Genomic DNA, 26,433 nt, shown 5'->3' with positions numbered 1-26,433 from the left:
TAAGCGAGTGTATTTTTATGGCAGAAACAACCTTTACCCTGTGGCGGCAGCGCCTTGGCTATGGCATCGCCGACCTCTCCTGCAACCTTGTGTGGCAGATGATCTCTCTTTATCTGATGTTCTTTTACACCGACGTGATGGGGCTGCCCGCCTATTATGTTGGCCTGATGTTCCTCGTTACGCGCCTGGTGGACGGCGTTGCCGATGTACTGATGGGGTTGGTTATCGACAATACCGCCACCCGTTGGGGACGCTGTCGTCCCTACCTGTTGATAGGCGCGGTTCCCTTCGGGCTGCTGTGTATTCTGGCCTTCTACGTGCCGGATTTCAGCACCATTGGTAAGCTGATCTACGCTTTTATCACCTACCTGTGCCTGTCGTTTCTCTACACCCTCGTCAACATTCCGTTCTGCGCCATGCTGCCGTTTCTGACGAACGACTCGCGGGAGCGCACCACGCTGTCGGCGGTGCGTATTCTGCTCGGCTCGCTCGGCGCGACTATTGTCGCGGTCGCCACTCTGCCGCTGGTTGGCGCGCTGGGGAAAGGCAATCAGCAGCACGGCTTCTTCTATACGGCGGTGGTTTTCGGCGTTATTGCCACCTTTTTCCTGCTGGTGAGCTTTCGTAATGTTAAAGAAAATATCAGCATTACGCAGGAGCGCATGACGTTAAAACGCGCGTGGGTTAGCCTGCGCGCCAACCGGCCGTGGTTCGTCTTCGCCATTAATATTTTCCTGATGTGGGGCGCGTTCTTCTTCCAGACCGGGGCGCTGGTCTACTTCTTCCACTACTACGTCGGCAATAGCGATCTCACGGCGATCGTCGCCGGGATCTCCACCTTCGTACCGCTGCTGGGTACCCTCACCGTACCGCTGCTCGCCAGCCGCATGAAAAAACGCCACGTCTACCTGGTGGCCAGCGCGATCAACCTGGTCGGCATGGGCATGATGATGGCGGCAGGCGTTAACAGCTGGGGGCTGATCGCCGGCGCGGTGGTGCTATCGCTCGGCGCCGGACAACGCACGGCGATTTACTTCTCCATGCAGGCCGACCCGGTGGATTACGGGGTGTGGAAAACCGGCATCAATACCGCCGGAATTCTAACCTCAATCAACGGTTTTCTCGGCAAAGTGGCCATGGCCGGCGCCGGCGCCATTACCGGCGTTCTGCTCTCTTCCGGCGGCTATATCGCCAACCAGACGCAAAGCGACGGCGCGATGCTGGCGATAAAAGCCTGCTACCTCTATATCCCGGCGCTGCTGATTGTGGCTTCAATGCTGTGGATTGGTCGCTTCTACCGACTCGACGACCAGTACGAGCAGATCCGCGCCGACCTTGATGCCGGACGGCGCGCGCCGTCGGATTCGTCATCAGTCGCCGGAGAAAACCACGCCCTGTAAGGCGCTGCATACCCTTCATACCTCTGAAAAAATAAGGATTACTATGCGTATCTCTTTGATTAGCGCAGCGGTTTGCTGCGCCCTTTTTTCGGCTTACGGCGCGAGTGCGGCCCCGCTCAGCGTTGAACAACGTCTGGCGCAGCTGGAGGCCCGGCTTAACCATGCGGAGCAGGAGGCCGAAGAGGCTAAACGTCGGGCGCAGCAGGCGGAGCTGCGCACCAGCGCGGCAGAACAGCGTGCGGCGGCGGCGGAAAAGCAGGTGCAGACCCTCAGTCAGCGCACCGCAGCGACGGAGCAAAAACAGCAGGCTGCCGACAAACAGCTGGCGAAAACCCGCCTGAGCGATGGCTTTGAATTTAACGCCTACGCACGCTCCGGGATGCTGGTCAACAGCCACGGCAAAGGCGCGCGCGGCGGTCCGGGGATCTCGCCGACCAGTTCGCTCAACGGCGATGCCCACGTTGGCCGTCTCGGCAATGAGAAAGATAACTACGTGGAACTGAGCTTCGGCAAAAAAATGACCTTCAGCGACGGGTCGTGGGCGCACTTTAAAACCATGCTGGCCGACGGCGCGACCAACCCGGATCCGTGGGTGCAGGATAACGATAGCCACCATCTGAACGTACGCCAGCTGTACGTCGAGATGGGTAATTTCGCCGATTTTTCCGGGCCGTTCAGGAGCGCCTCCATCTGGGCGGGCAAGCGTTTCGACCGCGATAATTTCGATATCCATTTTACCGATAGCGATATTATGTTCCTCGGTGGTACCGGCGGCGGGATCAATGACGTCAACTGGAATAGCACGCTGCGCGGCGACTACTCGGTTTATGCGCGCAGCTTTGGCGACCTGGGTAGCGATAATTATGAAGATAACGATATCCAGAACCTGATGTTCACCGCCAACCACTTCTGGAACAACTGGCAGCTGATGACCACGGCGATGACCGCCCAGGGCAATGATGACCTGAAAGATAATACCTCGACCACCGGCAGTTACGCTCTGCGCAGCGATAATACGGCGAAAAACGGCTACTACGCGATGCTGGCGTATCACGACAAACAGCAATTCTATGGCCTCGCGCCGGGCGTATCGGAGAGCGCCCTGCAGTACGGCGGCGGGCTGGGCGCCGAGGCGCGCCAGCCGGGCAGCGACGGCGATCTTACTGAAAACGCCAAATCACTGCGCTTTGCGTCCTACGGTATTTTACCGCTGGGCAAAAACTGGCAGCTTGCGCCATCGATTATCGCCCAGCATAGCGAAGATCGCTACCGCGATGGCGACCGCTACGATTGGGCAACCTTTAACCTGCGGGTTTCCCAGGGCATCACCCGCAACTTCGCCCTGCTATACGAGGCGTCCTGGCAATATATGGACCTGAATCCCAACGGCCGAACCTATCGCTATGACAGCGGCGTGCATCAATACCAGGCGGTGAGCGGCGATTTTTACAAGCTGACCTTCGCCCCGACGTTTAAAGTGGGCGATGTGTTTGATATCAAAGCGAGGCCGGAGATACGTTTCTTTGTCACGTGGATGAATTGGGATAAAGACCTGGATCGCTACGCGATCAACGATGATTTCGGCAGTAAAGGCTTCACCGCCGGAGGAAACTGGAACTTTGGCGTGCAGACGGAGATTTGGTTTTAAGAAGGCAGCCCGTCCGGGGCAAACGCCTGGACGGGTTTATTTAAATACACGCTGTAACTTTGTCACAATGCCAGTTCTGTATGAAGTAAAATAAACTAATAAAATAAAAACCATAACAGGCTATAAAGACAAAGGTTGTTTTTATAATTCCAATAAGTGACTTTCGTTTTTTCTCAACGATGAGAAGATCGTGAAACCTTTCTTGCTGTTGCTCTGGTGTTAAATTATTGAGTATTTTATTTTTTATATCATCGTGAATCTTTTTAAACGTTCGCTTTTCACCTGGAAAGCTACCGTGTAGAAGAAACAAAAAAATAATGAAGAGCATAATAAATGCCAGCATCCTAATATAGGGATCAGTTACTCCCCAGCATCCAAGCGTAGCAATAAAAAGCCAGATACCATGAGTATTTGCTCGCGATCTAAATCTATCGATATGAGCGCTGTATTTCTCGACTTCTGTCAAAATAGATTCATCAGTTTCCATACGTAATACTCTCCTTTTTAAAGACCCTCGATTACGAAAGAGGGCAAATTCTGCCATTTTCCTTTCGAAAAATAACGTTTCAAATAACCTTCAACAAGTTGATAATCAATGGATTGCCCTGAAGCAATAAAAGCAGCTTTCTGGATGCGCCGGTTGGATGACGTCGTTTCGTTTCCCAGCTTTTAACCAGCTCATAGCTAACGCCAACGGCGGCGGCGAAGTCCTGCTGTTTTAAACCGGTGGCTTCGCGTATCGCTTTCACATCAACTTCGCTGAAGGTATGAACGTGGTGCACCTTCGGCGTTAGTTCACCCTTCTCAATCCTGATCATCTCTTCTGCACTAGCCAGCAGATCGGCAAACAATTCGTCTTTCATATACACCTCAGTTGGCTCTCTGGCGCTATCGATGTTTCAATCATTAATAGCACAGCCTCACTTTATGTTTCTTGGCTAGTTTAATAACTCAGCAACCTGCCTTAACATTTTTTTCTGCTCCTGGCTTAATTCATCCTGTTCACTTTTAGGATAGATGAGCGCCAGGTAAATTCTTCCCTTTATCGTTACATTATAGTAAATCACCCGCACGCCGCCGCGCTTGCCCGTTCCGGGACGACTCCAGCCGATTTTACGAAAACCTCCGGTTCCCGAAATGGTGTCACCTGCCTCAGGATCATTGATCAGGATTTCCTGAAAGGCCCGAAATTCATCATCCGGTAACAGCACCTGGCGTCGCTTACTGAAGCCTTGTAGTTCAATAAAAGTAAACATCTCATTCCCTGATGTCCTTACGACTTACCAGACAATATATATGTACTGTGTACAGTAATCAAAGGATTTCATGTACCCGGTACATTGTAACGCGTTGGTCCAGGACAAGACGTATCGCTCATGGCCTGGCTTCAGTGCCCCCGCTCCCGGGGGCGGCGCGATACGCCGGCCCGGGCTACCGGATAGCAGACCACTGAGAACGCGTAGCCCTGACAGATGCGCAGCATCGCCTCCGGGAATGCTGATCGCCTCCGGGGAAGAAACCGGGTTACATGCTATAGCCCGGTTTCTTAATCAACTGTTCCATCTGCGGGGCGATTTCGCTGTCCCACACCTGCTGCCAGTCGCTCGGCTCAACCTGCTTCAGGGCCACGCTCACTGAACTCTCTTTGCTGTTCAGATGGCGAATCAACACCTCGGTAATATCGGCGGCCAGCGCCGTTTTTTGTTCATCATTCAGCTCGCGGGGAAAACATTTTATATCAACGTGCGGCATAGCAGGCTCCTTATTGTCAGGACAATAAAACTATCATAGCAGGCGACGTTCGGTTCTCATTTTGTGCTTTAAATCAGCTCGTTGCGATGCAGCACGGATTGGAGTTTGGGATGGCGATACACCGCATCCGCCACGGCGACGAATTTTGGCGTATGGGCCGCAAACCACTCCCGGCGCGGGCCCCAGGCGCACATCGCCGCAATATAGCAGTCCAACAGGGTTATCTCCGCGCCCAAGGCATACGGCGCGGCGGCAAGTTGCTCCTCCAGCCACAAATAGAGCGATTTGCGATATCTGATGCAGCTTTCCCGCAGCTGCTCTGGCGCATCGGCGGCCCAGCGTTCGGGGTAATCCGCAAAGGTAAAGGTGGGATAGACGTTCGCCACCAGCCAGATCAGCAGACGCTGAAAGGCATGCCGCTGCGGCGATGCGGGCGCCGGGGCGAGATCCGGCCGTCTGTCGAGGATCATCAGGGCAATAGCGGCGGATTCGGTCATCACGCTGCCGTCAGCAAGCGTCAGGGTCGGCACCTGACACAGCGGGTTTATCTCTTTAAGGCGGTCGCGCTGCGGGCCCGGCTGGTCAAAGCCCTCAACGTTAACAAAATGGTACGGGATACCGGCCAGCGTCAGCATCAGTTCGCTAATTGTTGAGCCCCAGCCGGGTACGCCATAGACGGTGATCATATTCTGCGCCCTCGTGAATTTGCCGCTCAGGAACAGAGCGGCGACAGGTTTAGCAATTTTGCAGTATAGATTTGATTAGGCCATGCCGCTATTGAGGCCCCCTCGCACATGCTACACGGCAGAGCTACGCCGACTCGCGCGCCACCAGGTGAAAGCCGATATCAATAATCACGTCCCCTTCACCGCCGCCTTCGATGCGGTCGGCAAGCAGCGTGGCCGCCTGCTCGCCGATGGCGTGACGGTCGACGCTGACGGTGGTGATGGCCGGACGGTTGCTGGCGGCGAAGTCCAGATCGCCAAAACCGATCACCGCCAGATCCTGCGGCACGCGCAGACCCCGGCTTTCAGCTTCCATAATCGCCCCCTGGGCAAGGGTATCAGAGCTGCAGACGATAACGTCAAACTCGCCGCCAGCCACCAGCTCGGCCAGGCCGCGACGCCCCAGCGCCAGTGATGCCGGAAGCGGCACTACGACCTGCGGCGCATCGTCAAGGCCATTTTTGGCCAGCCGGGCGCAGAGCCCCTGCTTTCGCAACGTCGCGCGGGCGTCGCCGGCCCACAGCAGGCCCGGGCGACGATAGCCTTTTTCCAGCAAATATTCGCCAATAGTTTCACCGACTTTTTCATGCGAAAAACCAACCAGCATATCCAGCGGCGTCGGGGTGAGATCCCAGATCTCCACTACCGGCGTAGCGGCGTTGAGAATCGTCTTCTTCAACGCCGGGGCGTGCTGAATGCCGGTCAACACCACGCCATCCGGACGCCGGGAGAGTAAGGTTGCTACCAGCTCGGCTTCGGTCTGTCGGCTGTAGCCCGCTACGCACAGCAGCATATGGTAGCCGCGCGCCGCCAGGGTATCGCTTAACGCCTGGATGGTATCGACAAACATATTGTTGTTGATTTGCGGCACCACTACCGCCACCAGCTTGCTGCGCCTGGAGGCCAGGCCGCCGGCCAGCGCGTTGGGAATGTAGCCCGTCGCCTGCACCGCCTGCATCACTTTCTCGACCGTTTTTGGCCGTACCAGCTGCGGCGTATTCAGCGCCCGACTGACCGTCATCGACGACAACCCGGCGCTACGGGCTACATCATCCAGCGTCGGCGCCCGCGTCGGTTTTCTGCTTTTCACGACTAAGCCCCTGTGTTGAGTCGTTTTCTGTGGGCATTATTGATGATGGCCCGCGCAATTGCCAGCGGCCGCCACGACATCTTCAATAGAATCAACGATCTGAAAAATAAAATGTTATCGCTATCATTATTCTTTGTGAATTTTCACAAACCTATTTGGATCGTGACCTGCACTGCATAATTTTACCCTTTATAACCGCTAATTGTGATCATTTGTACAAATTAAAACCACTGTCGTAGCGCCAGGACAATTTCAGGATTAAAAATGTTAGCGCAAACATTTTATCACTAAAAGGGAACTAACTATGACCACGAGCGCTAATTCCGAGTCCGTGACCTACGCCAAAGCGTCTGGCGTCAAAACCGCCGCTGAGACCGGCGACCGCATTGAACACGTCAAACTGTCGCTGGCCTTTCTGCCGCTGGCGACCCCCGTTAGCGATGCAAAAGTTCTGACCGGTCGGCAAAAACCGCTTACCGAAGTAGCGATCATCATCGCCGAAATCCGCTCCCGGGACGGCTTTGAAGGCGTCGGCTTTAGCTATTCCAAGCGTGCGGGCGGCCAGGGCATTTACGCCCACGCCAAAGAGATCGCCGATAATCTGCTCGGCGAAGACCCCAACGATATCGACAAGATCTACACCAAACTTCTGTGGGCCGGTGCTTCCGTAGGCCGCAGCGGTATGGCGGTACAGGCCATCTCTCCTATCGATATTGCGCTGTGGGATATGAAAGCCAAACGCGCCGGACTCCCGCTGGCGAAGCTGCTCGGCTCGCACCGCGATTCCGTCCAGTGCTACAACACCTCTGGCGGCTTCCTGCATACGCCGCTGGATCAGGTGTTGAAAAACGTGGCTATCTCCCGTGAGAATGGGATTGGCGGGATTAAGCTGAAGGTCGGTCAGCCGAATACCACTGAGGATATTCGTCGCCTGACGGCAGTGCGCGAGGTGCTGGGCGATGATTTCCCGTTAATGGTCGACGCCAACCAGCAGTGGGATCGCGAAACCGCCATCCGCATGGGGCGCAAAATGGAGCAGTTCAACCTGATCTGGATTGAAGAACCCCTTGACGCCTACGACGTTGAAGGCCACGCGCAGCTCGCCGCCGCGCTGGATACGCCGATTGCCACCGGCGAGATGCTGACCAGCTTCCGCGAACATGAGCAGCTTATCCTCGGCAACGCCAGCGACTTTGTTCAGCCGGATGCGCCGCGCGTCGGCGGGATCTCCCCGTTCCTGAAGATTATGGATCTGGCGGCGAAGCACGGTCGCAAGCTGGCCCCGCACTTTGCGATGGAGGTACACCTGCATCTCGCCGCCGCCTACCCGCTCGAGCCGTGGCTGGAGCACTTCGAATGGCTGAACCCGCTGTTTAACGAACAGCTGGAGCTGCGCGACGGGCGGATGTGGGTTTCCGAACGCCACGGCCTGGGCTTTACCCTGAGCGAACAGGCCCGCCGCTGGACCCAGCAAAGCTGCGAGTTTGGTAAACGCCCTTAACCGAATTCCCCGGATGGCGGCGTAAACGCCTTATCCAGGCTACAGGCCCCGTAGCCCGCGCAAGGCGCGTCAAGCGCCGCCCCCAGGAGAATACCGCATTTTCCCGGAGGCGATGCAGCGCATCTGTCCGGGCTACCGGTCCGCAGACGACTGAAAACCTGTAGCCCTCCCGGGGAAATATCTCTTATTGCCTGTACCCACAATGCACAACCCTGCAAAGGAGTTGATTAAAATGCAACAGCAATTAAAACGCAGCAACGTGCGTTACAGTATATTACTGTTTTTATTTCTGGCTACCGTATTTAATTACGCCGACCGGGCAACGCTGTCCGTCGTCGCGCCTATTATGAGCAAAGAGCTAGGCTTTGATCCCGAGGCAATGGGGCTGGCCTTTTCTGTTTTTGGTATCTCCTACGTCATTATGCAAATACCCGGCGGCTGGCTGCTGGATAAATATGGTTCGCGGCTGGTCTACGGCTGCGCGCTCATTGGTTGGTCGATCGTCACTATGTTCCAGGGCACCATCTATCTGTTCGCCAGCCCGCTGGTAGCGCTGGTTATTCTGCGCCTGATGATGGGGGCGATTGAAGCCCCAGCCTTCCCCGCCAACAGCCGTCTGAGCGTGCAATGGTTTCCCAATAAAGAGCGCGGATTCGTCACCTCGGTCTATCAGGCCGCGCAGTATATCTCTTTGGGGATTATTACGCCGCTGATGACCATTATTCTGCATAATTTAAGCTGGCATTACGTATTTTATTATATTGGCGCTATCGGGGTCGTGCTCGGGATATTCTGGCTGGCAAAAGTGAAAGACCCGTCTAACCACCCGAATATTAATCAGCAGGAGCTCGACTATATTCGTGAAGGCGGCGGCGAGCCGGAATTAGGCACGAAAAAAACGCAGCAGAAATTAACCCTCGCGCAGATTAAAAGCGTCTGCGTCAATCGCATGATGATCGGGGTTTATATCGGCCAGTTCTGCGTGACGTCTATTACCTGGTTCTTCCTGACGTGGTTTCCCACCTATCTTTACCAGGCCAAAGGTATGTCGATCCTGAAAGTCGGCTTTGTCGCCAGTATCCCGGCCATTGCCGGATTTATCGGCGGCCTGCTCGGCGGCGTGTTCTCGGACTGGCTATTGAAACGCGGCTACAGCCTGACGACCGCCCGCAAGCTGCCAGTGATCTGCGGCATGCTGCTCTCCTGCGTGATTGTTGTCGCCAACTACACCACCTCGGAAGTGGTGGTGATCGCCGCCATGAGCGTGGCCTTCTTTGCTAAAGGTTTCGGTAACCTCGGCTGGTGCGTGCTGAGCGACACCTCACCGAAGGAAATGCTCGGTATTGCCGGCGGCGTGTTCAACATGTGCGGCAACCTGGCGAGTATTATCACGCCGCTGGTCATCGGCGTGATCATCGCCAACACCCACTCGTTTGATTACGCCATCCTGTACGTCGGCTCCATGGGCGTACTGGGCCTGTTCTCTTATCTGTTTATCGTCGGGCCGCTGGATCGTTTGACGCTGACCCCGCGAGCCGCCTGATTTAACACCCTGGCGAGGATTCGCCCCCGCTGTTTCGCATCACACTCCTGCGAAACAGCGGTTTTTTAGTAGGTTATCCCCGGCGGGTTCACCGTCGATTGCGTCACCTCTTCGCCCTGCTCGCCCCAGCGCGCCAGCACCTTCTGGTATTCCCCGCGAGCAATCGCGCCATTCAGCGCCGCCTGCAGCGCCACCACCAGGCCGTTACCCTTTTTGGTCGTCGTGGCAACGTACGCTTTTTTCGGCCCCAGGCCGACGACTTTGGTTTTGCCGCTGAGCGCCGCTTTATAGGCTGCCACCGACTGCGGCCCAAAGAACACATCCGCGCGCCCGGACTGAATATAGAGGTTGCCCGAAGCGTCATCGGTCAGGTAGACCGGCAGCGCCGGTTGACGCCCGGCGGCTTCATTTTCGGCGTTCCAGCCGAGCAAAATCCGCTCCTGATTGGTCCCGGAACCGACGATCACCTTTTTACCCGCGAGATCCGCCGGTCCGTTGACGCTGGCGATATCACTGGTCGATTTCACGGAAAAGGCCAGCGAATCGACGCGATAGGTCGCAAAATCAAACTTCTCTTTTCGCTGCTCGGTCACCGCAATATTGACCAGCGCCACATCGTAGCGACCGGAAGTCACCCCCAGCGGCCAGTCCTCCCAGGCGGTGGGCACCAGCTTCAGCTTCAGCCCGAGGCTGCCGGCCAGCAGCCGGGCGATATCCGGGTCGCTGCCAATACGCGTGCGGTTATCGCTGGCCAACAGCGCCAGCGGCGGCGAGTTGAGCGCCGAAATCGCCACCGTTAAGGTGCCCGGCTCGACGAAAGCGTAATTTGCCGGGATCTTCGCGATCGCCTGCTCATCACGGTTCACCGGCAGCGGCTGCTCGTTGGCGCGCAGGTCGATAGCCGCCTGCGATGCCGCGGATAAAGACAATAATGTCAGGGCCAAAAGTCCGTTTCTCATGCCGCTAATACCCTCGATAAGAACTGCCGCGTCCGCGGGTGCTGCGGGTGGTTCAGCACGGCGTCGCTGCTGCCCTGCTCGACAATTTTGCCGTCGACCATAAACACCACCCGATCCGCCACCTCTTTCGCAAAGCCGATTTCATGGGTCACCACCACCAGGGTAGTGCCGGAGCGCGCCAGCTTTTTAATCACATCCAGCACTTCCCCCACCAGTTCAGGATCAAGCGCGGAGGTCGGTTCATCAAACAAAATCACCCGCGGGTTCAGCGCCAGCGCCCGGGCAATGGCGATACGCTGCTGCTGTCCCCCGGACAGGTGTCGCGACCAGGCATCGGCTTTGTTGCGCAGTCCGACCACGTCCAGCAGGTCATACGCCCGCGCGATAGCCTCTTTGCGGGTCGCCTGTTTGTGGGCGATGGGCGCTTCAATCAGGTTTTCCAGCACCGTCAGATGCGGGAACAGATTGAAGTTCTGAAATACGTAGCCGACGTTGACCCGCTGGCGGAGGATCTCTTTCTCTTTCAGTTCGTACAGCTTGTCGCCTTTGCGGCGATAGCCGATATAGTCGCCATCGATCTGGATAAAGCCTTCATCGACGCGCTCCAGGTGGTTAATTGCCCGCAGCAGCGTCGATTTTCCCGAGCCGGACGGCCCGAGGATCACCGTTACCGTGCCGGGTTCGATTTCCAGCGACACATCATCCAGCGCTTTATGCCGGCCAAAGTATTTGCTGACGCCGGTAATGGAGATATGACCGTTACGAGAGTGGGACATGGGCAGGCTCCTGCGGTTGTGGGCGGCGAACGGGTTCAGCGCGACGACTGCTGCGGGCGGTATTGACCGCCGAGCGGCGTTCGCTGCGGGCGAGGCCGCGTTCGACCAGATACTGAATCAACGACAGCACGCTGGTGATCACCAGATACCAGGCGGCGCCGACCATCAGCAGCGGAATGACTTCCTGGGTGCGGTTGTAGATCATCTGGATGGTGTAAAACAGCTCCGGCATCGCCAGCACGTAAACCATCGCCGTCCCCTTGGCGAGGCTGATAATTTCGTTAAAGCCCGCCGGTAAAATGGTGCGCAGCGCCTGCGGCAGGATAATGCGCAGGGTACGACGGCTGGCCGGAAGCCCCAGCGCCGCCGCCGCTTCATACTGACCGTGATCGACGCCAAGGAAGCCACCGCGGATAATTTCGGCGGTATAGGCGCTTTGCACGAGTGTCAGCCCGACAACGGCGGTGGAAAACTGCCCCAGCACGTTGATGGTCTCAAAGCTGGCCCAGCTAATGCCGGTGAACGGGATACCGATCGATAACCTGTCGTAGAGATAAGAGAAGTTGTAGAGAATAATCAGCACCACGATCAGCGGCAGCGAGCGGAACAACCAGATATAGCCCCAGGCCAAACTGCTCAGCAACCATGAGCTGGAGAGGCGGGCCAGCGCCAGCAGGCCGCCGAGAATCACGCTCAGCGCCGTCGCCAGCAGGGTCAGCAGCAGCGTCTGCCCGAGACCCTCAAGGATCACCGGATCAAAGAACCAGCGGGCAAAAACGCCCCACTCCCAGCGCGGGTTAAAGGCGACGGACTGAATCACCACCGCCAGCGCCAGCAGCGCCAGCGCCGCGCCGACCGCCCGCAGCGGATAGCGTGCGGGAACAACCTTAATCGTTTCCGGGGTATGCATATTGACTCCTTAAGCGCTCTGGCTTAGCGCCGTGACCGCCAGCGCTTTCGTAAAGCGCAGTCGGCCATCGAACGGCGGCAGGCTGTACTCTTCCGGATCGCGGCTGAGGTCAAACTGCGCCTCGTAGCCCTGGCTCAGGTAGAGCCGCACCGCTTCCGGCTGCCGAAAACCGGTGGTCAAATAGATATGGCTGTAGCCGGCAAGCAGCGCCCGACGCTCCAGCTCCTGCACCACTTTCGCCGCCAGCCCCTGCTGGCGCAGACGACGATGGGTCCAGATACGTTTGATTTCCGCCGTATGGGCGTCTTTCGGTTTGTACGCGCCGGTGGCGATAATTTCGCCCTCGCGCTCCAGCACGATAAATAGCCCCTGCGGCGCCAGATACCACTCGGTCAGCTCGACTTCGGCATCGCGGGAAAAGTAGTCGCCGTAGCGCGCGGCGTACTCGCCAAACAGGCCCTCAATAATCGGCTGCAGCTCCGGCGCTTCCGGAGAGACATCGCGGAATAGATCGCTCATCATGCCTCCTGTTAGTCGCCGAGTCCGGCCGGGTTAATTTCCGATTGCGGGATGCTCTCCACGCCTTCTCCCCAGCGGTTCAGCACCTTCGCGTAGTCGCCGCTGCGGATAGCGCCGTTCAGCGCCGTCTGTACCGGTTCAACCAGGCCGCTGCCTTTTTTCACCGTCACGGCAATATGCGCCGCCTTCGGCCAGCCGCCGTCAACGCTGCCCACCAGCTTCGTTTTACCTGTCAGCGCCGCTTTCCACGCGCCGATCACGTTGGGGCCGAAGAAGGCGTCGGCGCGCCCGGACTGCAGCGCCAGGGTCTGGGCGGCGTCATCTTTGGTATAAACCGGGGTAAACGGCTTCAGCCCCTTCTTGACGTTCTCGGCATTCCACGCCAGCAGAATGGCTTCCTGATTGGTACCGGAGCCGACGATAATCCGCAGCCCGGCGATATCCTCCGCTTTTTCAATTTTGCTAAGCGGACTGCTGCTCTTGACGTAGAAACCCAGTGAATCTTTGCGGTAGGTGGCGAAGTCAAACTTCTCTTTGCGCTCTTTGGTTACGGTGATATTGCTGACCGCCGCATCATATTTGCCGGAGGCGACGCCGAGCGGCCAGTCTTCCCATGAGGTCGGTACCACGTTCAGCTCAAGCCCAAGGCTGTCGGCCACCAGGCGGGCGATGTCCACTTCGCTGCCGAGCAGGGTTTTGTTATCGTCGGAAAACACGGTCAGCGGCGGCGAGTTCAGTGCGGCGACCGCGACGGTCAGTTTGCCCGGCACCGCCAGGTGAAGACCTTTGGGCAGCTGCGCGATAGCCTGCGGGTTTTTCGCCGTATGAATCGGCGTTTTATTAGCTTCAAGGCTCACGCCGGTGCCGTTGATCGTGACGTTCTGCGCCCAGGATGAGGCGCTAACTGCCAGCGCAAGCGCCAGGAGTAGCGATTTTTTCTGCGTTTTCTGCATAGCGGGTTTTCTCTATTATTGTTTTTGGAATTGATTGACGGGCTCTGCCAGCCCTAAGCTTTCGCGCAGCGTGGCGCCGGGATATTCCTGGCGGAATAATCCGCGCTGCTGAAGAATGGGCACGACCTGATCCACAAAGCGCGGGAAGGTGTCCGGCGTGCCGCCCTGGATAATAAAACCGTCCGCCGCGCGCTGTTCAAACCACAGCTGCAAACCATCGGCCACTTCTTCGGCGGTGCCAGAGAAACGCGGTCGCGGGCTGGCCGCCTCCAGCGCCACCTGGCGCAGCGTCAGGCCGCGTTCGCGGGCGTTGCGTTTTATCTCATCGGTGGTGCTGCGAAAGCTGTTCTGCCCGAGATCGCCGATATCCGGGAACGCCTCATCCAGCGGATACTGGGCAAAGTCGTGATGCTCAAAATAGCGGCCAAGATAATTGAGCGCGTCGTCAATCGATACCAGCGCGGCGGTGGTCTGGTATTGCTGCTCTACATCCTCGGCGCTGTCGCCAACGATGACGCTGACGCCCTGGAAAATATGCAGTTCGTTGTCCCGGCGGCCATGCGCTTCCAGCTGGCTTTTGACGTCGCGATAAAAGGCCTGGGCTTCCGCCAGAGATTCCTGATGGGTAAAAATAGCGTCGGCGTGGCTCGCGGCTAATTTTTTGCCGTCATCGGATGCACCCGCCTGAAAGATAATCGGTCGCCCCTGCGGGGTGCGGGCAATATTTAGCGGACCGGCTACTTTAAAGAAATCGCCGTGATGATTAAGGGTATGCAGCTTATTTTTATCAAAGAACTGGCCGCTCTCTTTATTACGAATAAACGCGTCCTGCTCCCAGGAGTCCCACAGACCTTTGACAACCTGCAGATATTCATCGGCGATGCGGTAGCGCAGCGCATGGTCCGGATGCTGCGCGCGGGAGAAGTTTTTCGCCGAGCCCTCCAGCGGCGAGGTGACCACATTCCAGCCCGCGCGCCCGCCGCTCAGATGATCGAGGCTGGCAAACTGGCGGGCAGTGGTAAAGGGTTCGCTGTAGGAGGTCGATAGGGTGCCGACCAGGCCCAGACGCGAAGTTACTGCCGCCAGGGTGGATAATACGGTGAGCGGTTCAAAACGATTTAAAAAATGCGGGATCGATTTTTCATTAATATATAAGCCGTCGGCGACAAAAATAAAATCGAGCTTGCCCTCTTCCGCTTTTAACGCCGTCTGCTTAACGAACTCAAAGTTAATACTGGCGTCCGCCAGCGCGGCCGGATGGCGCCATGCCGACATATTTCCCGATGCGCCATGTAATATAGTGCCAATACGCAGTTGCCGTTGTTCAGACATCGTTAATCCTTAGTCTATGACCCTGAATAATTAAAGTTCTTTTAATGCCTGCTCTGCCAGATCGGCAAAATAGTGCGCCGCCGGCGCGATCAACCGCTCATCCGGGTTAAACGCCGGATGGTGAAGACCAAACTCGCTGGCGCTACCGATGCTGACGAAAGCGCCGGGTATATGCTGGAGATAAACGGCAAAATCTTCGCCACCGAGATGGAGATCCGCATGATGCGTGCGGTAGCCGGACTTATCGGCCACGTCGCTGGCGAATGTCGCCCAGCGCTCATCATTGACCAGCGCGGTCGGCCCGGCATACCAGAACACATCGATCTGCGCGCCGAAAGCGCTGGCGAACCCGGCGGCGATTTCGCTCACCCGCGCCTTTACCCGCTGCTGGACTTCGCTGCTGTGGGTGCGCAACGTCCCCTCCAGTTCGACGCTTTCCGGCAGGACATTCCAGGTATTACCGCCCTGAATCCGCGTCACGCTAAGCACCACGGAATCGAGGGTATTCACTTCGCGGCTGGCGACGCTTTGCAGCAGGGTCACCAGTTGGCTAGCCAGCAGAATGGCGTCCTTCCCTTCATGAGGCCGGGCGGCATGTGCGCCTTTACCGGTCACCTTGAAGACAAAGCGGTCGACGTTGGCGTAAAACGCGCCGCCGCGAGTAGCGAACTCGCCTACAGGCAGGCCCGGTTCATTATGCATACCAAAAATGGCGGAAACCCCCTCCAGAACCCCGGCGCGAATCAGGGTTTTCGCGCCGCCGAAACTCTCTTCCGCTGGCTGGAACAGAATGCGGACGCGTCCTGCAAGCTGCGCTTCGCGTTGTTTCAGCAGTAAGGCTGCGCCAAGGATCACGCTGGTATGAATATCATGCCCGCAGGCGTGCATCACGCCGGCATTCAGCGAGCGAAACGGCACGCTGGCCGCCTCTTCGATAGGTAGCGCATCGATATCGGCACGCAGGGCTATCACCTTATCGCCGCTGCCCACTTCGGCCACCGCGCCAGTTTTCAGTTCATAAGGCAGCAGGCTGATGCCGCCGCTCTGCAGCCAGTCGCGAATACGTGCCGTGGTGTCGACCTCCTGCAGCGAAAGTTCCGGGTACTGGTGCAGTTCGCGCCGCCAGCGTATTAGCTGTTCGGAAAGACTCATGGCTGCACCTCCGCGCTCAAATGCGCCTGAGCCAACAAACGCAGGGAGTTCAGACGTGCCGCGCCGTCGCTAATAGGCGTGTCGATTATAAATTCGTCGATGTTCAACGCCGACTGCAGGGCATCCAGCTGCGCTTTCACCTGCTCCGGGGTACCGAATAGCACCGCCGATTCCCGCCGGGCGATGCGCGTCGGCCTGCTACCCGCCTGGCGGGCAAACGCGGCCGCCTGAGCTTCGCTGCCGACGGTTACCCGCTGGCCGTTTTCCAGCTCAACGCCCCATACTTCCACGCCGTTTGCCAGATCGGCTGCGGTGGCAGAATCGTCGGCCACGATGACCTGGACGGCAATAATCGCGTCTCGACGGCTCAGTTCGCGCCAGCGGGTTAACACCTCGCGCAGCAGATGCTTATCGCCGTTGAGATGGGCGGCGAAGACGAAGTTCCAGTCCAGCTGCGCCGCCAGCTGCGCGCTTTCCAGGCTGGCACCGAGGAGAAAGCCGTCAGCGCGGCGCGGCGGGATCGGGGTTGCGCGGACGCTCTCTTCCCCGTCGGTTTCGGTCAACGACAGCCAGTTATCGAGTTGCGCCAGCTGGTCGGCAAAACTCCCTTTTTGCTGGGGATTAAGCCCCTGCTGCAGCGCGCGGGTGGAGAGCGGCAGGCCGCCGGGGGCTTTGCCCACGCCGAGGTCGATGCGGCCCGGCGCGAGGGAGGCCAACATATTGAAGTTTTCCGCCACTTTGTACGGGCTGTAGTGCTGGAGCATGACGCCGCCGGAACCGACACGAATCCGGCGGGTCTGGCCGAGGATCCAGGCGATCGCCAGTTCCGGCGACGGGCTGGCAAGCTGCTCGGTATTGTGGTGTTCGGCTATCCAGAAGCGATGATAGCCCCAGGCTTCCGCCTGTTGCGCGAGCGTTAATGTACGCGCCAGCGCCTGGGCGGCCGTTTCTCCGGCTGCCAGCGGGCTTTTATCCAGGATACTGATTCGATAAGACATTTCGCAGGCTCATGTGAATTAACATGTCTGCATTATTAAAAGCGGCTGCGGTCAGTGAGAAACAATTTATTTACATTTGCTCTGCCGGAAATTAGATATGCGGCGAGGAAACCGCCCCGGAGGCGATGCTGCGCATCTGTCCGGGCTACGGATTATCAGCAATCTGTGGCCCGGTAGCCCGGCTAAGCGCAGCGCAAAGCCGGGAAGAAGCCGCAGTAATGCCACGTCACGGCATATTCCCCGGGTTGCAGCGTAAACGCCTTACCCGGGCTACGGGTTACCGGCAACCTACGGTCCGGTAGCCCGGCTAAGCGCAGCGCGAGCCGGGGGATTATCGGCTATTTTGCCGAAGCTCGCGCACCAGCGCCTCGGTCTGCCGCTGGTTGCGCAGACGCACAAAGCGAATGTGTTGATACTGGGGATCGCGCATATCCGCCAGATAGCGCCGGCGATTGTTGCGCCAGGTTTTCAGCGTCCACAAAATAATGGAGTCCCGGCTAAAGAAAGAGCGGCGGAAGGTTTCGCAGTTGCCAGTGCCGGGCCACAGCTCCTGGCGCCGGCTTGCGCGTGAAGCCGCGCGCCAGACGGCCTGGCGAATCGTGCGCCAGAAACTGTAGTCCACCCACACCACCAGATCCACGTCGCGCCATTTTACCGGGCGGCTGCGGTTATAGTTACCGTCCAGCACCCAGCCGGGCGCGGCGAGCGCGGTGGCAAGTTTGGCGTAAAACTCATCGTCCGGCGTACCTTGCCATTCGGGCAGCCAGTAGAGCACATCCATTTCGATATAAGGCAGCGACAGTTCCTGAGCCAGCCGACGCGCGAGGGTAGATTTGCCGACGCCGCTGGTCCCTACTACGTTGATTTTCATCGTGGTCTCTCGGGCAAAAAGCGGGCTGAAAATAATAGCGCACGTTGGGCAAAATCGATCAGCGAAATTTCCAGGTGATTATCCCCCCGCAGAACGCGGCGATCTCATTGATATTTAAGCAAGTGCGGTCCGTAAATCTTTTACGTGCGTCCATTTTCCGATACGTGTAGGATTCTCCGCCATGCTCGCTTATCTCATTCCTCAGAATGATGAGAGAGCCAGCAGCACGAACCACTCATGGACTTTGACAGGAAAATAGCGACATCAATGAATACAAAACACTCTAGCGTGGCGGAGCAGCACGCTGCCAAACGCCATTGGCTGAATTCGCATGAGTCCGGCTACCACAAGGCGATGGGCAACCGTCAGGTACAGATGATTGCCATCGGCGGCGCCATCGGTACCGGCCTGTTTCTCGGCGCGGGCGCGCGCCTGCAGATGGCCGGACCGGCCCTGGCGCTGGTTTATCTGGTCTGCGGCCTCTTTTCGTTTTTTATCCTACGCGCGCTGGGCGAACTGGTGCTTCATCGCCCTTCGAGCGGCAGCTTCGTCTCCTACGCCCGCGAGTTCCTCGGTGAAAAAGCGGCTTACGTGGCGGGCTGGATGTACTTTGTCAACTGGGCGATGACCGGGATCGTCGATATCACCGCCGTGGCGCTGTATATGCACTACTGGGGCGCGTTCGGCGACGTCCCGCAGTGGGTCTTCGCCCTCGGCGCGCTGGCGATTGTCGGCACCATGAACATGATCGGCGTGAAATGGTTCGCCGAAATGGAGTTCTGGTTCGCGCTGGTGAAAGTTCTGGCGATCGTGGCGTTTCTGGTGGTCGGGACTATTTTTCTTGGCACCGGCAAGCCGCTGGATGGCAATGCCACCGGTTTCCACCTGATTACCGATAACGGCGGCCTGTTCCCGCATGGCCTGCTGCCGGCGCTGGTACTGGTACAGGGGGTGGTGTTCGCCTTCGCCTCTATCGAACTGGTGGGTACCGCCGCTGGCGAGTGTAAAGATCCGCAGACCATGGTGCCGCGCGCTATTAACAGCGTTATCTGGCGTATTGGTCTGTTCTACGTTGGCTCGGTATTGCTGCTGGTGCTGCTGCTGCCGTGGAATGCCTATCAGGCCGGGCAGAGCCCGTTCGTCACCTTCTTCTCGAAGCTGGGCGTGCCGTATATCGGCAGCGTGATGAATATCGTGGTGTTAACCGCCGCGCTCTCCAGCCTCAACTCCGGCCTCTACTGCACCGGGCGTATTCTGCGCTCCATGTCGATGGGCGGTTCCGCGCCGAAGTTTATGTCGAAAATGAGCCGCCACCACGTGCCCTACGCCGGGATTCTGGCGACGCTGGCGGTGTATGTCGTTGGGGTGTTCCTCAACTATCTGGTGCCTTCGCAGGTGTTTGAGATTGTCCTGAACGTCGCTTCGCTGGGGATTATCGCTTCGTGGGGCTTTATTGTGGTGTGCCAGATGCGCCTGCGTAAGGCGATTAAGGAAGGCAAAGCGGCGGACGTCAGCTTCAAGATGCCGGGAGCGCCCTTTACCTCCTGGCTGACCCTGCTGTTCCTGCTGAGCGTGTTGGTATTAATGGCTTTCGACTATCCGAATGGAACCTATACCATCGGTTCGATTCCGCTGATCGCCGTACTGCTGGTTGCCGGCTGGTTTGGCGTACGTAAGCGCGTGCATGATATTCACAGCACCGCGCCGAATATTGAAAAACCGTAACCCGTTCCTTTTGCGGTTTGCCCCACCGGGCAAACCGCAACTGCACAACTTAATTATCTTCCACCAGCTGAGCGACGTCGCTGCTGTTAATCTGGCGCTTATTGCCTGACTCATCGGTATAGCTGGTCATGCCGGTATCCTTATCCAGCTGCGGCTTGCCCTGCGTCACGATAGTCTGCCCGCTTTTCGTCGTCATCACATAGTTTGAGCTACAGCCCGCCAGAAGGGCCAGCATCGCGCCGGCACAAACGACCATAAATGATTTTTTCATCTTTTCTCCAGGATTAATGCCACCGTCCCGCTTGCGCAGGAAAGACGTCAGTTTATAGCCATTATATTTATCAGGCTAATAAGTGTTTGTAACAGAGGGTGATATCGCTGAAGGCGCCGGCCGCCGCCGGCGGACAGACTTTCAGGAGGGGTTACCCCCTCCCGTCAGGATCACAGCGCGATGCGAATAACGTCATCCGGCTGGGTGGCCTCTTTCTGGCGTGTCGATTCCTGCTTCACGCTGACGTACAGCGTTTTGCCATCGGCGGAGAGGGTCAGGCTGTTCGGGTGAGTCGGGGTTTTAAAGGTCTTGACCACTTTGTAGGTCTTACCATCGATCACGCTCACTTCGCCGGCTTTACGGTGGGTCACGTAGGCTTCGTTGCGGGTCGGGTTAAACAGCACGGCCAGAGATTCCGGCGCGGCGATTTTCTCCAGCACTTTACCATCGCGAATATCGACCACCAGCACTTCCGGCTGTTTGCCATCGGTGATAAAAGCCCGGTGACCAGCGGTATCGAGGCTCAGGTTGAGGTAGAAGTGCTCTTTGCCGTCATCCTGCAGTTTCTTACGCGTCAGGATCTTATTGCTGGTGCTGTCGATGGTCACCAGTTCGCCATCGGCGTTGGTGGTGTAGATACGGTTCGCTTCCGCATCCACCGCCAGGCCCGTCGCCATCGCGCCGGTATTGGCAATAGTGTCTTTCAGCGTCAGCTTGTCGCCGTCCACCACCCAGATCACGCTCTCTTTACCCAGCCCGGTGATGTAGACAGTATTGGTTTTCTCGTTAACTGCCAGTTCGCGCGGGGCTAGCGGGCGCACGGTTTCGCTGCGCTGACGGGGATCGAGCACCAGACGCCCTTTCACCTTGCCGGTTTTTGCATCAATTGCCGTCACGCTGCTGTCGGTGGTGTTGCCAAACCACAGGGTCTGGGTAGCGTTGTTGATCGTCGCGCCGAACGGTTTTAGATCGTTATGAATAATCTGCGTCACTTCCAGCGTCGTCGGATCGAGACGGTAAACAATACCGCCCTTGTCCAGCGAACGGCTTTGCGAAGTCGCCACCCACAGCGCATTCTCCTGCTGGCTATAGGCCATTTCGTACGCGCCTTTACCAACAGCTTTGCGCAGCATTTCTTCCGCCGCGTGGGCGCTGAAGCTCCCCGCCAGCAGTAATGAAGTTAATAACAGTGAACGGCGCAGACGCGGCGCGGACAGATGACGTAATGACATGACGACTCCCTTTGATAAAACGAATATGTGCCTGCTCGACAGTGCTTCCGGGGCGCAAAATCATGGCTTTGCGCTACTCTTTGTAATGCGAATAGTAATCATTATTTATCGCAATGTGGAGAGTTAATTGCGTTTAGTCCATCCGGCATCACGCAATTCTTGCTATTTGTTAACTCAAATCCTGTTAAGTCTTTTCAAAAAATTTACAAAAGAGTTAACATATATACATATGTTCCGTTTGGTTCGTTTTGCGAGTAACTTTGATGAAAATCCTTTCCGTGCGCGCCGCCGCGCTCCCCGCACTGCTTCTGCCGCTTATATCCTCAGCGCCAACTGCCCACGCCGCTGAACAGACCATGGTGGTTACCGCCGCACCGTCGGCGGTTTCTGAACTCGATACTCCCGCCGCCGTAAGCGTGGTTAACGGCGACGAGATGCGCCAGGCCGCGCCGCGGGTCAATCTTTCCGAGTCGCTGGGCGCGGTACCGGGGCTACAGGTGCAAAACCGTCAGAACTATGCGCAAGATCTGCAGCTTTCGATTCGCGGCTTCGGCTCCCGCTCCACCTACGGCGTACGCGGGCTGCGCATATACGTCGACGGCATTCCGGCCACCATGCCCGATGGCCAGGGACAAACCTCGAATATTGATATTGGCAGCCTCGATTCGCTCGAAGTACTGCGCGGACCTTTTTCCGCCCTCTACGGCAACTCCTCCGGCGGGGTAATTAACGCCACCACCCAGACCGGCAGCCAGCCGCCCACTATCGAAGCCAGCAGCTACTACGGCAGCTTCGGTACCTGGCATTACGGTATGAAAGCGACCGGCGCGGTCGGCGACGGCAGCCATGCGGGCGACGTCGACTATGTGGTTTCCACCAACCGCTTCACTACCCACGGCTCCCGCGATCATAGCGGCGCGCGTAAGAATCTCGCCAACGCGAAGCTCGGCGTACGTATTAATGACGACAGCAAACTGACCCTGCTGTTTAATAGCGTGGATATTAAAGCCAATGACGCGGGCGGCCTGAGCTATGACGAATGGCAAAATAATCCCCGCCAGTCGCCAAGAGGCGATCAGTACAATACTCGCAAAACCATTAAACAGACCCAGGCCGGTTTGCGCTACGAGCGCCAACTGAGCGAGCAGGACGATCTGAGCGTGATGATGTACGCCGGCGAGCGTGAAACCACGCAATATCAGTCGATTCCTCGCGCTCCGCAGCTCAAACCCACCCATGCTGGCGGCGTGATTGACCTGACGCGTCACTATCAGGGGATTGATACCCGCTGGACCCATCGCGGCGAGCTGCTGGTGCCGGTCACTTTTACCACCGGACTTGATTATGAAACCATGACCGAGCGCCGTAAGGGTTATGAAAACTTTGTCATGAGCAACGGCGTGCCGCAGTACGGTGAAAAGGGCGACCTGCGCCGCAACGAACGCAATTTGATGTGGAACGTTGACCCCTATTTGCAAACCCAGTGGCAGCTCACCGAGAAACTCTCTCTTGACGCCGGCGTGCGCTACAGCTCGGTGTGGTTCGATTCCAACGATTATTACGTTACGCCGGGTAACGGCGATGACAGCGGCGAGGCCAGCTATCATAAATGGCTGCCGGCGGGCTCGCTGAAATACGCGGTAACCGATGCCTGGAACGTCTACATCTCCGCCGGCCGCGGTTTCGAAACGCCGACCATCAATGAGCTTTCCTATCGCTCCGGCGACCAGGGCGGGCTGAACTTTGGCCTGCAGCCTTCCACCAACGAAACCGTTGAAGTTGGCAGCAAAGCGCGAATCGGCAACGGCCTGTTGACCGCCGCGCTGTTCCAGACCGATACCGACAATGAGATTGTCGTCGACGCCAGCAGCGGCGGGCGCACCAGCTATAAAAACGCCGGTAAAACGCGCCGTCAGGGGATGGAGCTGGGGCTGGATCAGCAGTTCGGCGAGAGCTGGCGTTTAAAAGCGGCCTGGACCTGGCTGGATGCGACCTATCGCACCAACGTCTGTGACGATACCAGCTGTAAAGGCAATCGTATTCCGGGGATTGCCCGCAATATGGGCTACGCTTCCTTCGGCTATCAGCCCGAGAAAGGCTGGTACGCGGGCAGCGATATTCGCTATATGAGCGATATTATGGCTAACGATGAGAACACGGCCAAAGCGCCGTCCTGGACGGTGGTCGGCCTGACGACCGGCTATAAATGGAGCTACGGCAAGATGGATATGGATCTGTTTGGCCGGGTAGATAACTTGTTCGACCGCAGCTACGCGGGCTCGGTTATCGTGAATGAATCCAACGGCCGCTACTACGAACCGGCGCCGGGCCGTAACTACGGTATCGGGCTAAACCTGGCATGGCGGTTTGAGTAACGCTTGATCACGGCACCTCAACGGGATCGCGCGCAGGATCCTGTTGAGGCTGAGCCGTGGGCGCTCACTGACGTTAAATAACGTTTCTTAACGACAATTCGAAAATGATCTTTTCCGCCTGGCAGGAGAAGGCAATCGAAGCCTCAAGCTTTGCCTCATCACCGGCGGGCACGATGGTATAGTCGACCTGCGGCGGCTCGCTGGCGGGGGCGGCGGCAAGGGCACGTTCGCGGACCGCCGCGATGGTGGACTCAGCCTCTTCGCGGCTGGCGAAGTTTCTCTCAACCCGCCAGACGCAGTCCTCATTATCAATAATCGAGCCTACGTCGATGGCACAGCCTTTGGTACTGCATTTATCTACAACATCTTTCATTGCAATTATCTCCTGGAGTTTTCTTTAGAATAAGAATCCGCTGACGGAAAGCAAACCAGTAATATTCGTATGGTTGCGTCGTTTTATCATTATAGGCCTCCACGGGAAGCGACTTCTTGCGCCACCGCATGGCTACCTCCTGATTGCGCACAGATCAACCAGCTATGTTGGCTAAGCGTCGCGCGATGTCGGCGCTCAATCGTGCACATCATCACACTATCCTGCGTTGAGCCTCGTTTATGTCGCTTTACGGCGTTACCCTTGTCACAAAACAACGCCAACAAGGAGCTGCCATGGCACTGCCAGTAATTATCGATTGCGATCCGGGTCATGATGACGCGATTGCCCTCGTTCTCGCCCTCGCCTCACCCGAACTTGATGTTAAAGCCGTGACGTCCTCCGCGGGAAACCAGACCCCGGACAAAACCCTGCGTAACGTACTGCGCATGCTCACCCTGCTTAAACGCCCGGATATCCCGGTAGCCGGCGGCGCGCTTAAGCCACTGATGCGGGAGCTGATTATCGCCGACAACGTGCATGGCGAGAGCGGTCTTGACGGCCCGGCGCTGCCGGAGCCGGGCTTTGCCGCGCAAAGCTGCACCGCCGTCGAGCTGATGGCCAATATCCTGCGCGACAGCGCCGAACCGGTTACGATCGTTGCCACCGGCCCGCAAACCAACGTCGCCCTGTTACTCAACAGCCATCCGGAACTGCATGCCAAAATCGACCGTATTGTGATAATGGGCGGCGCAATGGTGCTGGGGAACTGGCAGCCGGCAGTCGAGTTTAATATCTACGTCGACCCTGAAGCCGCGGAGATCGTTTTCCAGTCCGGTATTCCGGTGGTGATGGCTGGGTTAGACGTCACCCATAAAGCGCAAATCCACGTTGAGGATATCGAGCGTTTCCGCCGTATCGGCAACCCGATATCCACCATCGTCGCCGAACTGCTCGACTTCTTCCTTGAGTACCATAAGGATGAGAAATGGGGCTTTGTCGGCGCGCCGTTGCACGACCCGTGCACCATTGCCTGGTTGCTGAAGCCGGAGATGTTTACCACCGTTGAACGCTGGGTCGGCGTGGAAACGCAGGGGAAATATACCCAGGGGATGACGGTCGTCGATTTTTACAATCTGACCGGTAAGCAGCCGAACGCAACGGTGATGCTCGATGTCGATCGCCAGGCGTTTGTTGACCTGCTGGCCGATCGGCTGGCGTTTTACGCGTAAATCATCATAAAACCCGGCGGGCGCGGCGCCTGCCGGGAAAGCGATTACTCATCCGGAGAGACGCGAACCACCACTTTACCGAAATTCTCGCCCTTCAGCAGACCGATGAGCGCCTGCGGTGCGTTCTCCAGGCCGTCAACAACCTGCTCGCGGTATTTGATTTTCCCTGCCTGCACCCAGCGCCCCATCTCCTGCTGGAACTCGGCAATCCGGTGACCATAATCCTGGCCGATAATAAAGCCCTGCATACGGATGCGTTTTTTGAGGATCGTCGCCATCAGCAGCGGCAAGCGATCCGGGCCGTCGGGTAGCGCGGTGGCGTTGTAGCCGCTGACCAGGCCGCAAACCGGCACGCGGGCCGAGGTGTTCAACAGCGGCAGCACTTCATCGAATACTTTGCCGCCGACGTTCTCATAGTAGATATCGATGCCCTGCGGGCAGGCTTCTAACAGCTTAACGGCAAAATCGGGCGCGCGGTGATCGATACAGACGTCGAAACCCAGCGTCTCTACGGCATAGCGGCACTTCTCGCTGCCGCCCGCAATGCCTACCGTACGGCAGCCTTTTAGCTTCGCTATCTGTCCGACCGTTGCGCCAACCGGCCCGGTGGCGGCGGCGACCACCAGCGTCTCGCCCGCTTTTGGCTGGCCGATATCGAGCAGCCCCATATAGGCGGTAAAGCCCGGCATACCGAGGATCCCCAGCGCCCACGAAGGGTGTTCCGGGCTGTCGCCTAACTTCACCAGCCCGCTGCCGTCGGAAAGTTCATAATCCTGCCAGCCGCCGTAGCCCAGCACCCAGTCGCCGGGCTGAAAATCGGCATGGTTCGATGTCACCACGCGGCTCACGGTGCCGCCAACCATCACCGCGCCAATGGCGACCGGCGGCGAATAGGAAGGCGCGTCGCTCATCCGCCCGCGCATATAGGGATCCAATGACAGAAAGACGGTGCGCAGCAACAGCTGCCCCGGCCCAGGAGACGCGACCTCGCCCTCTTCCAGGCGGAAATTCTCCCCGGTTGGCTCGCCGTGCGGACGCGATGCCAGCAGCCAGCGGCGGTGGCGTTGCGGATTGAAAGCCATAACACACTCCTCTTTTG

The 26,433-nt window shown here is 57.6% G+C and carries 24 protein-coding genes and 1 pseudogene; 7 read left to right on the top strand and 18 right to left on the bottom strand.

Annotated elements, in window-relative coordinates:
- Positions 1 to 17 precede the first annotated feature (17 nt).
- The gene (locus tag IYV58_RS13020) at positions 18 to 1,400 is read left to right on the top strand and encodes a glycoside-pentoside-hexuronide (GPH):cation symporter (protein ID WP_004120690.1); all 1,383 of its coding nucleotides are present in this window, start codon (positions 18 to 20) and stop codon (positions 1,398 to 1,400) included.
- A gap of 43 nt (positions 1,401 to 1,443) precedes the next feature.
- On the top strand, positions 1,444 to 3,048 hold the full coding sequence (locus tag IYV58_RS13015) for a carbohydrate porin (protein ID WP_195729664.1): 1,605 nt from the start codon (positions 1,444 to 1,446) through the stop codon (positions 3,046 to 3,048).
- A gap of 40 nt (positions 3,049 to 3,088) precedes the next feature.
- Here IYV58_RS13015 and IYV58_RS13010 read toward each other — a convergent pair whose 3' ends face one another.
- From IYV58_RS13010 to IYV58_RS12985, 6 genes are all read right to left on the bottom strand, one after another.
- Entirely contained in the window at positions 3,089 to 3,535 is a 447-nt protein-coding gene (locus IYV58_RS13010) for a hypothetical protein (RefSeq protein WP_004120702.1), read from the bottom strand.
- A gap of 79 nt (positions 3,536 to 3,614) precedes the next feature.
- Positions 3,615 to 3,911: a NadS family protein gene (gene nadS, locus IYV58_RS13005; protein WP_004120704.1), complete on the bottom strand. Its 297-nt coding sequence runs from the start codon at positions 3,909 to 3,911 to the stop codon at positions 3,615 to 3,617.
- Positions 3,912 to 3,986: 75 nt separating this feature from the next.
- Positions 3,987 to 4,304, bottom strand: coding sequence for a type II toxin-antitoxin system RelE/ParE family toxin (locus tag IYV58_RS13000; protein ID WP_195729663.1), 318 nt, complete (start codon positions 4,302 to 4,304; stop codon positions 3,987 to 3,989).
- Positions 4,305 to 4,572: 268 nt separating this feature from the next.
- Positions 4,573 to 4,800: a tautomerase PptA gene (gene pptA, locus IYV58_RS12995; RefSeq protein WP_004120709.1), complete on the bottom strand. Its 228-nt coding sequence runs from the start codon at positions 4,798 to 4,800 to the stop codon at positions 4,573 to 4,575.
- 68 nt (positions 4,801 to 4,868) lie between these two features.
- Positions 4,869 to 5,486, bottom strand: a complete 618-nt coding sequence (locus IYV58_RS12990; protein WP_139530062.1) for a glutathione S-transferase family protein — start codon at positions 5,484 to 5,486, stop codon at positions 4,869 to 4,871.
- A 124-nt stretch (positions 5,487 to 5,610) separates the two neighbouring features.
- Positions 5,611 to 6,615: a LacI family DNA-binding transcriptional regulator gene (locus tag IYV58_RS12985; RefSeq protein WP_004120714.1), complete on the bottom strand. Its 1,005-nt coding sequence runs from the start codon at positions 6,613 to 6,615 to the stop codon at positions 5,611 to 5,613.
- Between the two features lie 304 nt (positions 6,616 to 6,919).
- Between IYV58_RS12985 and IYV58_RS12980 the strand changes: the two genes are divergently transcribed.
- Both IYV58_RS12980 and IYV58_RS12975 read left to right on the top strand, forming a co-directional pair.
- A complete protein-coding gene (locus IYV58_RS12980; RefSeq protein ID WP_004120716.1) occupies positions 6,920 to 8,116 on the top strand; it encodes an L-talarate/galactarate dehydratase in 1,197 nt (398 codons plus the stop codon).
- A gap of 232 nt (positions 8,117 to 8,348) precedes the next feature.
- A complete protein-coding gene (locus IYV58_RS12975; RefSeq protein WP_004120718.1) occupies positions 8,349 to 9,659 on the top strand; it encodes an MFS transporter in 1,311 nt (436 codons plus the stop codon).
- Positions 9,660 to 9,724: 65 nt separating this feature from the next.
- On the opposite strand, the gene IYV58_RS12970 is transcribed toward IYV58_RS12975, so the two are convergent.
- The 8 genes and pseudogenes from IYV58_RS12970 to IYV58_RS12930 form a co-directional block, all read right to left on the bottom strand.
- The gene (locus tag IYV58_RS12970) at positions 9,725 to 10,618 is read right to left on the bottom strand and encodes an ABC transporter substrate-binding protein (protein WP_185912923.1); all 894 of its coding nucleotides are present in this window, start codon (positions 10,616 to 10,618) and stop codon (positions 9,725 to 9,727) included.
- Positions 10,615 to 11,394 (bottom strand): amino acid ABC transporter ATP-binding protein, encoded by a 780-nt coding sequence (locus tag IYV58_RS12965; protein WP_139530060.1) that lies wholly within the window; start codon positions 11,392 to 11,394, stop codon positions 10,615 to 10,617. Before IYV58_RS12965 ends, IYV58_RS12970 begins: the two co-directional genes overlap by 4 nt.
- On the bottom strand, positions 11,378 to 12,304 hold the full coding sequence (locus IYV58_RS12960) for an amino acid ABC transporter permease (protein WP_004120726.1): 927 nt from the start codon (positions 12,302 to 12,304) through the stop codon (positions 11,378 to 11,380). Before IYV58_RS12960 ends, IYV58_RS12965 begins: the two co-directional genes overlap by 17 nt.
- A gap of 9 nt (positions 12,305 to 12,313) precedes the next feature.
- The gene (locus IYV58_RS12955) at positions 12,314 to 12,823 is read right to left on the bottom strand and encodes a GNAT family N-acetyltransferase (RefSeq protein WP_195321685.1); all 510 of its coding nucleotides are present in this window, start codon (positions 12,821 to 12,823) and stop codon (positions 12,314 to 12,316) included.
- Positions 12,824 to 12,834: 11 nt separating this feature from the next.
- Positions 12,835 to 15,108 (bottom strand): annotated as a pseudogene (locus IYV58_RS28320) (NtaA/DmoA family FMN-dependent monooxygenase).
- 30 nt (positions 15,109 to 15,138) lie between these two features.
- A complete protein-coding gene (locus tag IYV58_RS12940; RefSeq protein WP_004120739.1) occupies positions 15,139 to 16,260 on the bottom strand; it encodes an amidohydrolase in 1,122 nt (373 codons plus the stop codon).
- The gene (locus IYV58_RS12935) at positions 16,257 to 17,258 is read right to left on the bottom strand and encodes an LLM class flavin-dependent oxidoreductase (protein ID WP_123828096.1); all 1,002 of its coding nucleotides are present in this window, start codon (positions 17,256 to 17,258) and stop codon (positions 16,257 to 16,259) included. Before IYV58_RS12935 ends, IYV58_RS12940 begins: the two co-directional genes overlap by 4 nt.
- Positions 17,259 to 17,589: 331 nt before the next feature.
- Entirely contained in the window at positions 17,590 to 18,129 is a 540-nt protein-coding gene (locus IYV58_RS12930) for an AAA family ATPase (protein ID WP_004120743.1), read from the bottom strand.
- A gap of 267 nt (positions 18,130 to 18,396) precedes the next feature.
- On the opposite strand from IYV58_RS12930, the gene ansP reads away from it, so the two are divergent.
- Positions 18,397 to 19,854 carry an L-asparagine permease gene (ansP, locus tag IYV58_RS12925; RefSeq protein WP_049123303.1) on the top strand — a complete coding sequence of 486 codons (1,458 nt, stop codon included), beginning with the start codon at positions 18,397 to 18,399 and terminating at the stop codon, positions 19,852 to 19,854.
- Positions 19,855 to 19,903: 49 nt separating this feature from the next.
- On the opposite strand, the gene IYV58_RS12920 is transcribed toward ansP, so the two are convergent.
- Both IYV58_RS12920 and IYV58_RS12915 read right to left on the bottom strand, forming a co-directional pair.
- Positions 19,904 to 20,125 (bottom strand): YgdI/YgdR family lipoprotein, encoded by a 222-nt coding sequence (locus tag IYV58_RS12920; RefSeq protein WP_004120747.1) that lies wholly within the window; start codon positions 20,123 to 20,125, stop codon positions 19,904 to 19,906.
- Positions 20,126 to 20,295: 170 nt separating this feature from the next.
- Entirely contained in the window at positions 20,296 to 21,357 is a 1,062-nt protein-coding gene (locus tag IYV58_RS12915; protein WP_142445710.1) for a 7-bladed beta-propeller protein YncE, read from the bottom strand.
- A gap of 263 nt (positions 21,358 to 21,620) precedes the next feature.
- Here IYV58_RS12915 and pqqU point away from each other — a divergent pair, with 263 nt between their 5' ends.
- Positions 21,621 to 23,732: a TonB-dependent receptor PqqU gene (gene pqqU, locus IYV58_RS12910; protein WP_004120753.1), complete on the top strand. Its 2,112-nt coding sequence runs from the start codon at positions 21,621 to 21,623 to the stop codon at positions 23,730 to 23,732.
- A 73-nt stretch (positions 23,733 to 23,805) separates the two neighbouring features.
- On the opposite strand, the gene IYV58_RS12905 is transcribed toward pqqU, so the two are convergent.
- Entirely contained in the window at positions 23,806 to 24,105 is a 300-nt protein-coding gene (locus IYV58_RS12905; RefSeq protein ID WP_004120756.1) for a DUF406 domain-containing protein, read from the bottom strand.
- Between the two features lie 293 nt (positions 24,106 to 24,398).
- Between IYV58_RS12905 and rihA the strand changes: the two genes are divergently transcribed.
- The gene (gene rihA / locus IYV58_RS12900) at positions 24,399 to 25,334 is read left to right on the top strand and encodes a pyrimidine-specific ribonucleoside hydrolase RihA (protein ID WP_004120759.1); all 936 of its coding nucleotides are present in this window, start codon (positions 24,399 to 24,401) and stop codon (positions 25,332 to 25,334) included.
- Positions 25,335 to 25,378: 44 nt separating this feature from the next.
- On the opposite strand, the gene IYV58_RS12895 is transcribed toward rihA, so the two are convergent.
- Positions 25,379 to 26,416, bottom strand: coding sequence for an NADP-dependent oxidoreductase (locus IYV58_RS12895; protein WP_004120761.1), 1,038 nt, complete (start codon positions 26,414 to 26,416; stop codon positions 25,379 to 25,381).
- Positions 26,417 to 26,433 lie beyond the last annotated feature (17 nt).

Origin of the sequence: Klebsiella sp. BDA134-6 (genome assembly GCF_015601345.1) — a bacterium.
Classification (GTDB): domain Bacteria; phylum Pseudomonadota; class Gammaproteobacteria; order Enterobacterales; family Enterobacteriaceae; genus Klebsiella; species Klebsiella grimontii.
The sequence above is the reverse complement of the archived record's forward strand: the minus strand, read 5'-3'. Positions and strand labels throughout refer to the sequence as shown.

Coding starts and splice junctions, on each gene's coding strand:
- IYV58_RS13020 (WP_004120690.1), top strand. CDS start 18: ATGGCAGAAACAACCTTTACCCTGTGGCGGCAGCGCCTTGGCTATGGC.
- IYV58_RS13015 (WP_195729664.1), top strand. CDS start 1,444: ATGCGTATCTCTTTGATTAGCGCAGCGGTTTGCTGCGCCCTTTTTTCG.
- IYV58_RS13010 (WP_004120702.1), bottom strand. CDS start 3,535: ATGGAAACTGATGAATCTATTTTGACAGAAGTCGAGAAATACAGCGCT.
- nadS (WP_004120704.1), bottom strand. CDS start 3,911: ATGAAAGACGAATTGTTTGCCGATCTGCTGGCTAGTGCAGAAGAGATG.
- IYV58_RS13000 (WP_195729663.1), bottom strand. CDS start 4,304: ATGTTTACTTTTATTGAACTACAAGGCTTCAGTAAGCGACGCCAGGTG.
- pptA (WP_004120709.1), bottom strand. CDS start 4,800: ATGCCGCACGTTGATATAAAATGTTTTCCCCGCGAGCTGAATGATGAA.
- IYV58_RS12990 (WP_139530062.1), bottom strand. CDS start 5,486: ATGATCACCGTCTATGGCGTACCCGGCTGGGGCTCAACAATTAGCGAA.
- IYV58_RS12980 (WP_004120716.1), top strand. CDS start 6,920: ATGACCACGAGCGCTAATTCCGAGTCCGTGACCTACGCCAAAGCGTCT.
- IYV58_RS12975 (WP_004120718.1), top strand. CDS start 8,349: ATGCAACAGCAATTAAAACGCAGCAACGTGCGTTACAGTATATTACTG.
- IYV58_RS12970 (WP_185912923.1), bottom strand. CDS start 10,618: ATGAGAAACGGACTTTTGGCCCTGACATTATTGTCTTTATCCGCGGCA.
- IYV58_RS12965 (WP_139530060.1), bottom strand. CDS start 11,394: ATGTCCCACTCTCGTAACGGTCATATCTCCATTACCGGCGTCAGCAAA.
- IYV58_RS12960 (WP_004120726.1), bottom strand. CDS start 12,304: ATGCATACCCCGGAAACGATTAAGGTTGTTCCCGCACGCTATCCGCTG.
- IYV58_RS12955 (WP_195321685.1), bottom strand. CDS start 12,823: ATGAGCGATCTATTCCGCGATGTCTCTCCGGAAGCGCCGGAGCTGCAG.
- IYV58_RS12940 (WP_004120739.1), bottom strand. CDS start 16,260: ATGAGTCTTTCCGAACAGCTAATACGCTGGCGGCGCGAACTGCACCAG.
- IYV58_RS12935 (WP_123828096.1), bottom strand. CDS start 17,258: ATGTCTTATCGAATCAGTATCCTGGATAAAAGCCCGCTGGCAGCCGGA.
- IYV58_RS12930 (WP_004120743.1), bottom strand. CDS start 18,129: ATGAAAATCAACGTAGTAGGGACCAGCGGCGTCGGCAAATCTACCCTC.
- ansP (WP_049123303.1), top strand. CDS start 18,397: ATGAATACAAAACACTCTAGCGTGGCGGAGCAGCACGCTGCCAAACGC.
- IYV58_RS12920 (WP_004120747.1), bottom strand. CDS start 20,125: ATGAAAAAATCATTTATGGTCGTTTGTGCCGGCGCGATGCTGGCCCTT.
- IYV58_RS12915 (WP_142445710.1), bottom strand. CDS start 21,357: ATGTCATTACGTCATCTGTCCGCGCCGCGTCTGCGCCGTTCACTGTTA.
- pqqU (WP_004120753.1), top strand. CDS start 21,621: ATGAAAATCCTTTCCGTGCGCGCCGCCGCGCTCCCCGCACTGCTTCTG.
- IYV58_RS12905 (WP_004120756.1), bottom strand. CDS start 24,105: ATGAAAGATGTTGTAGATAAATGCAGTACCAAAGGCTGTGCCATCGAC.
- rihA (WP_004120759.1), top strand. CDS start 24,399: ATGGCACTGCCAGTAATTATCGATTGCGATCCGGGTCATGATGACGCG.
- IYV58_RS12895 (WP_004120761.1), bottom strand. CDS start 26,416: ATGGCTTTCAATCCGCAACGCCACCGCCGCTGGCTGCTGGCATCGCGT.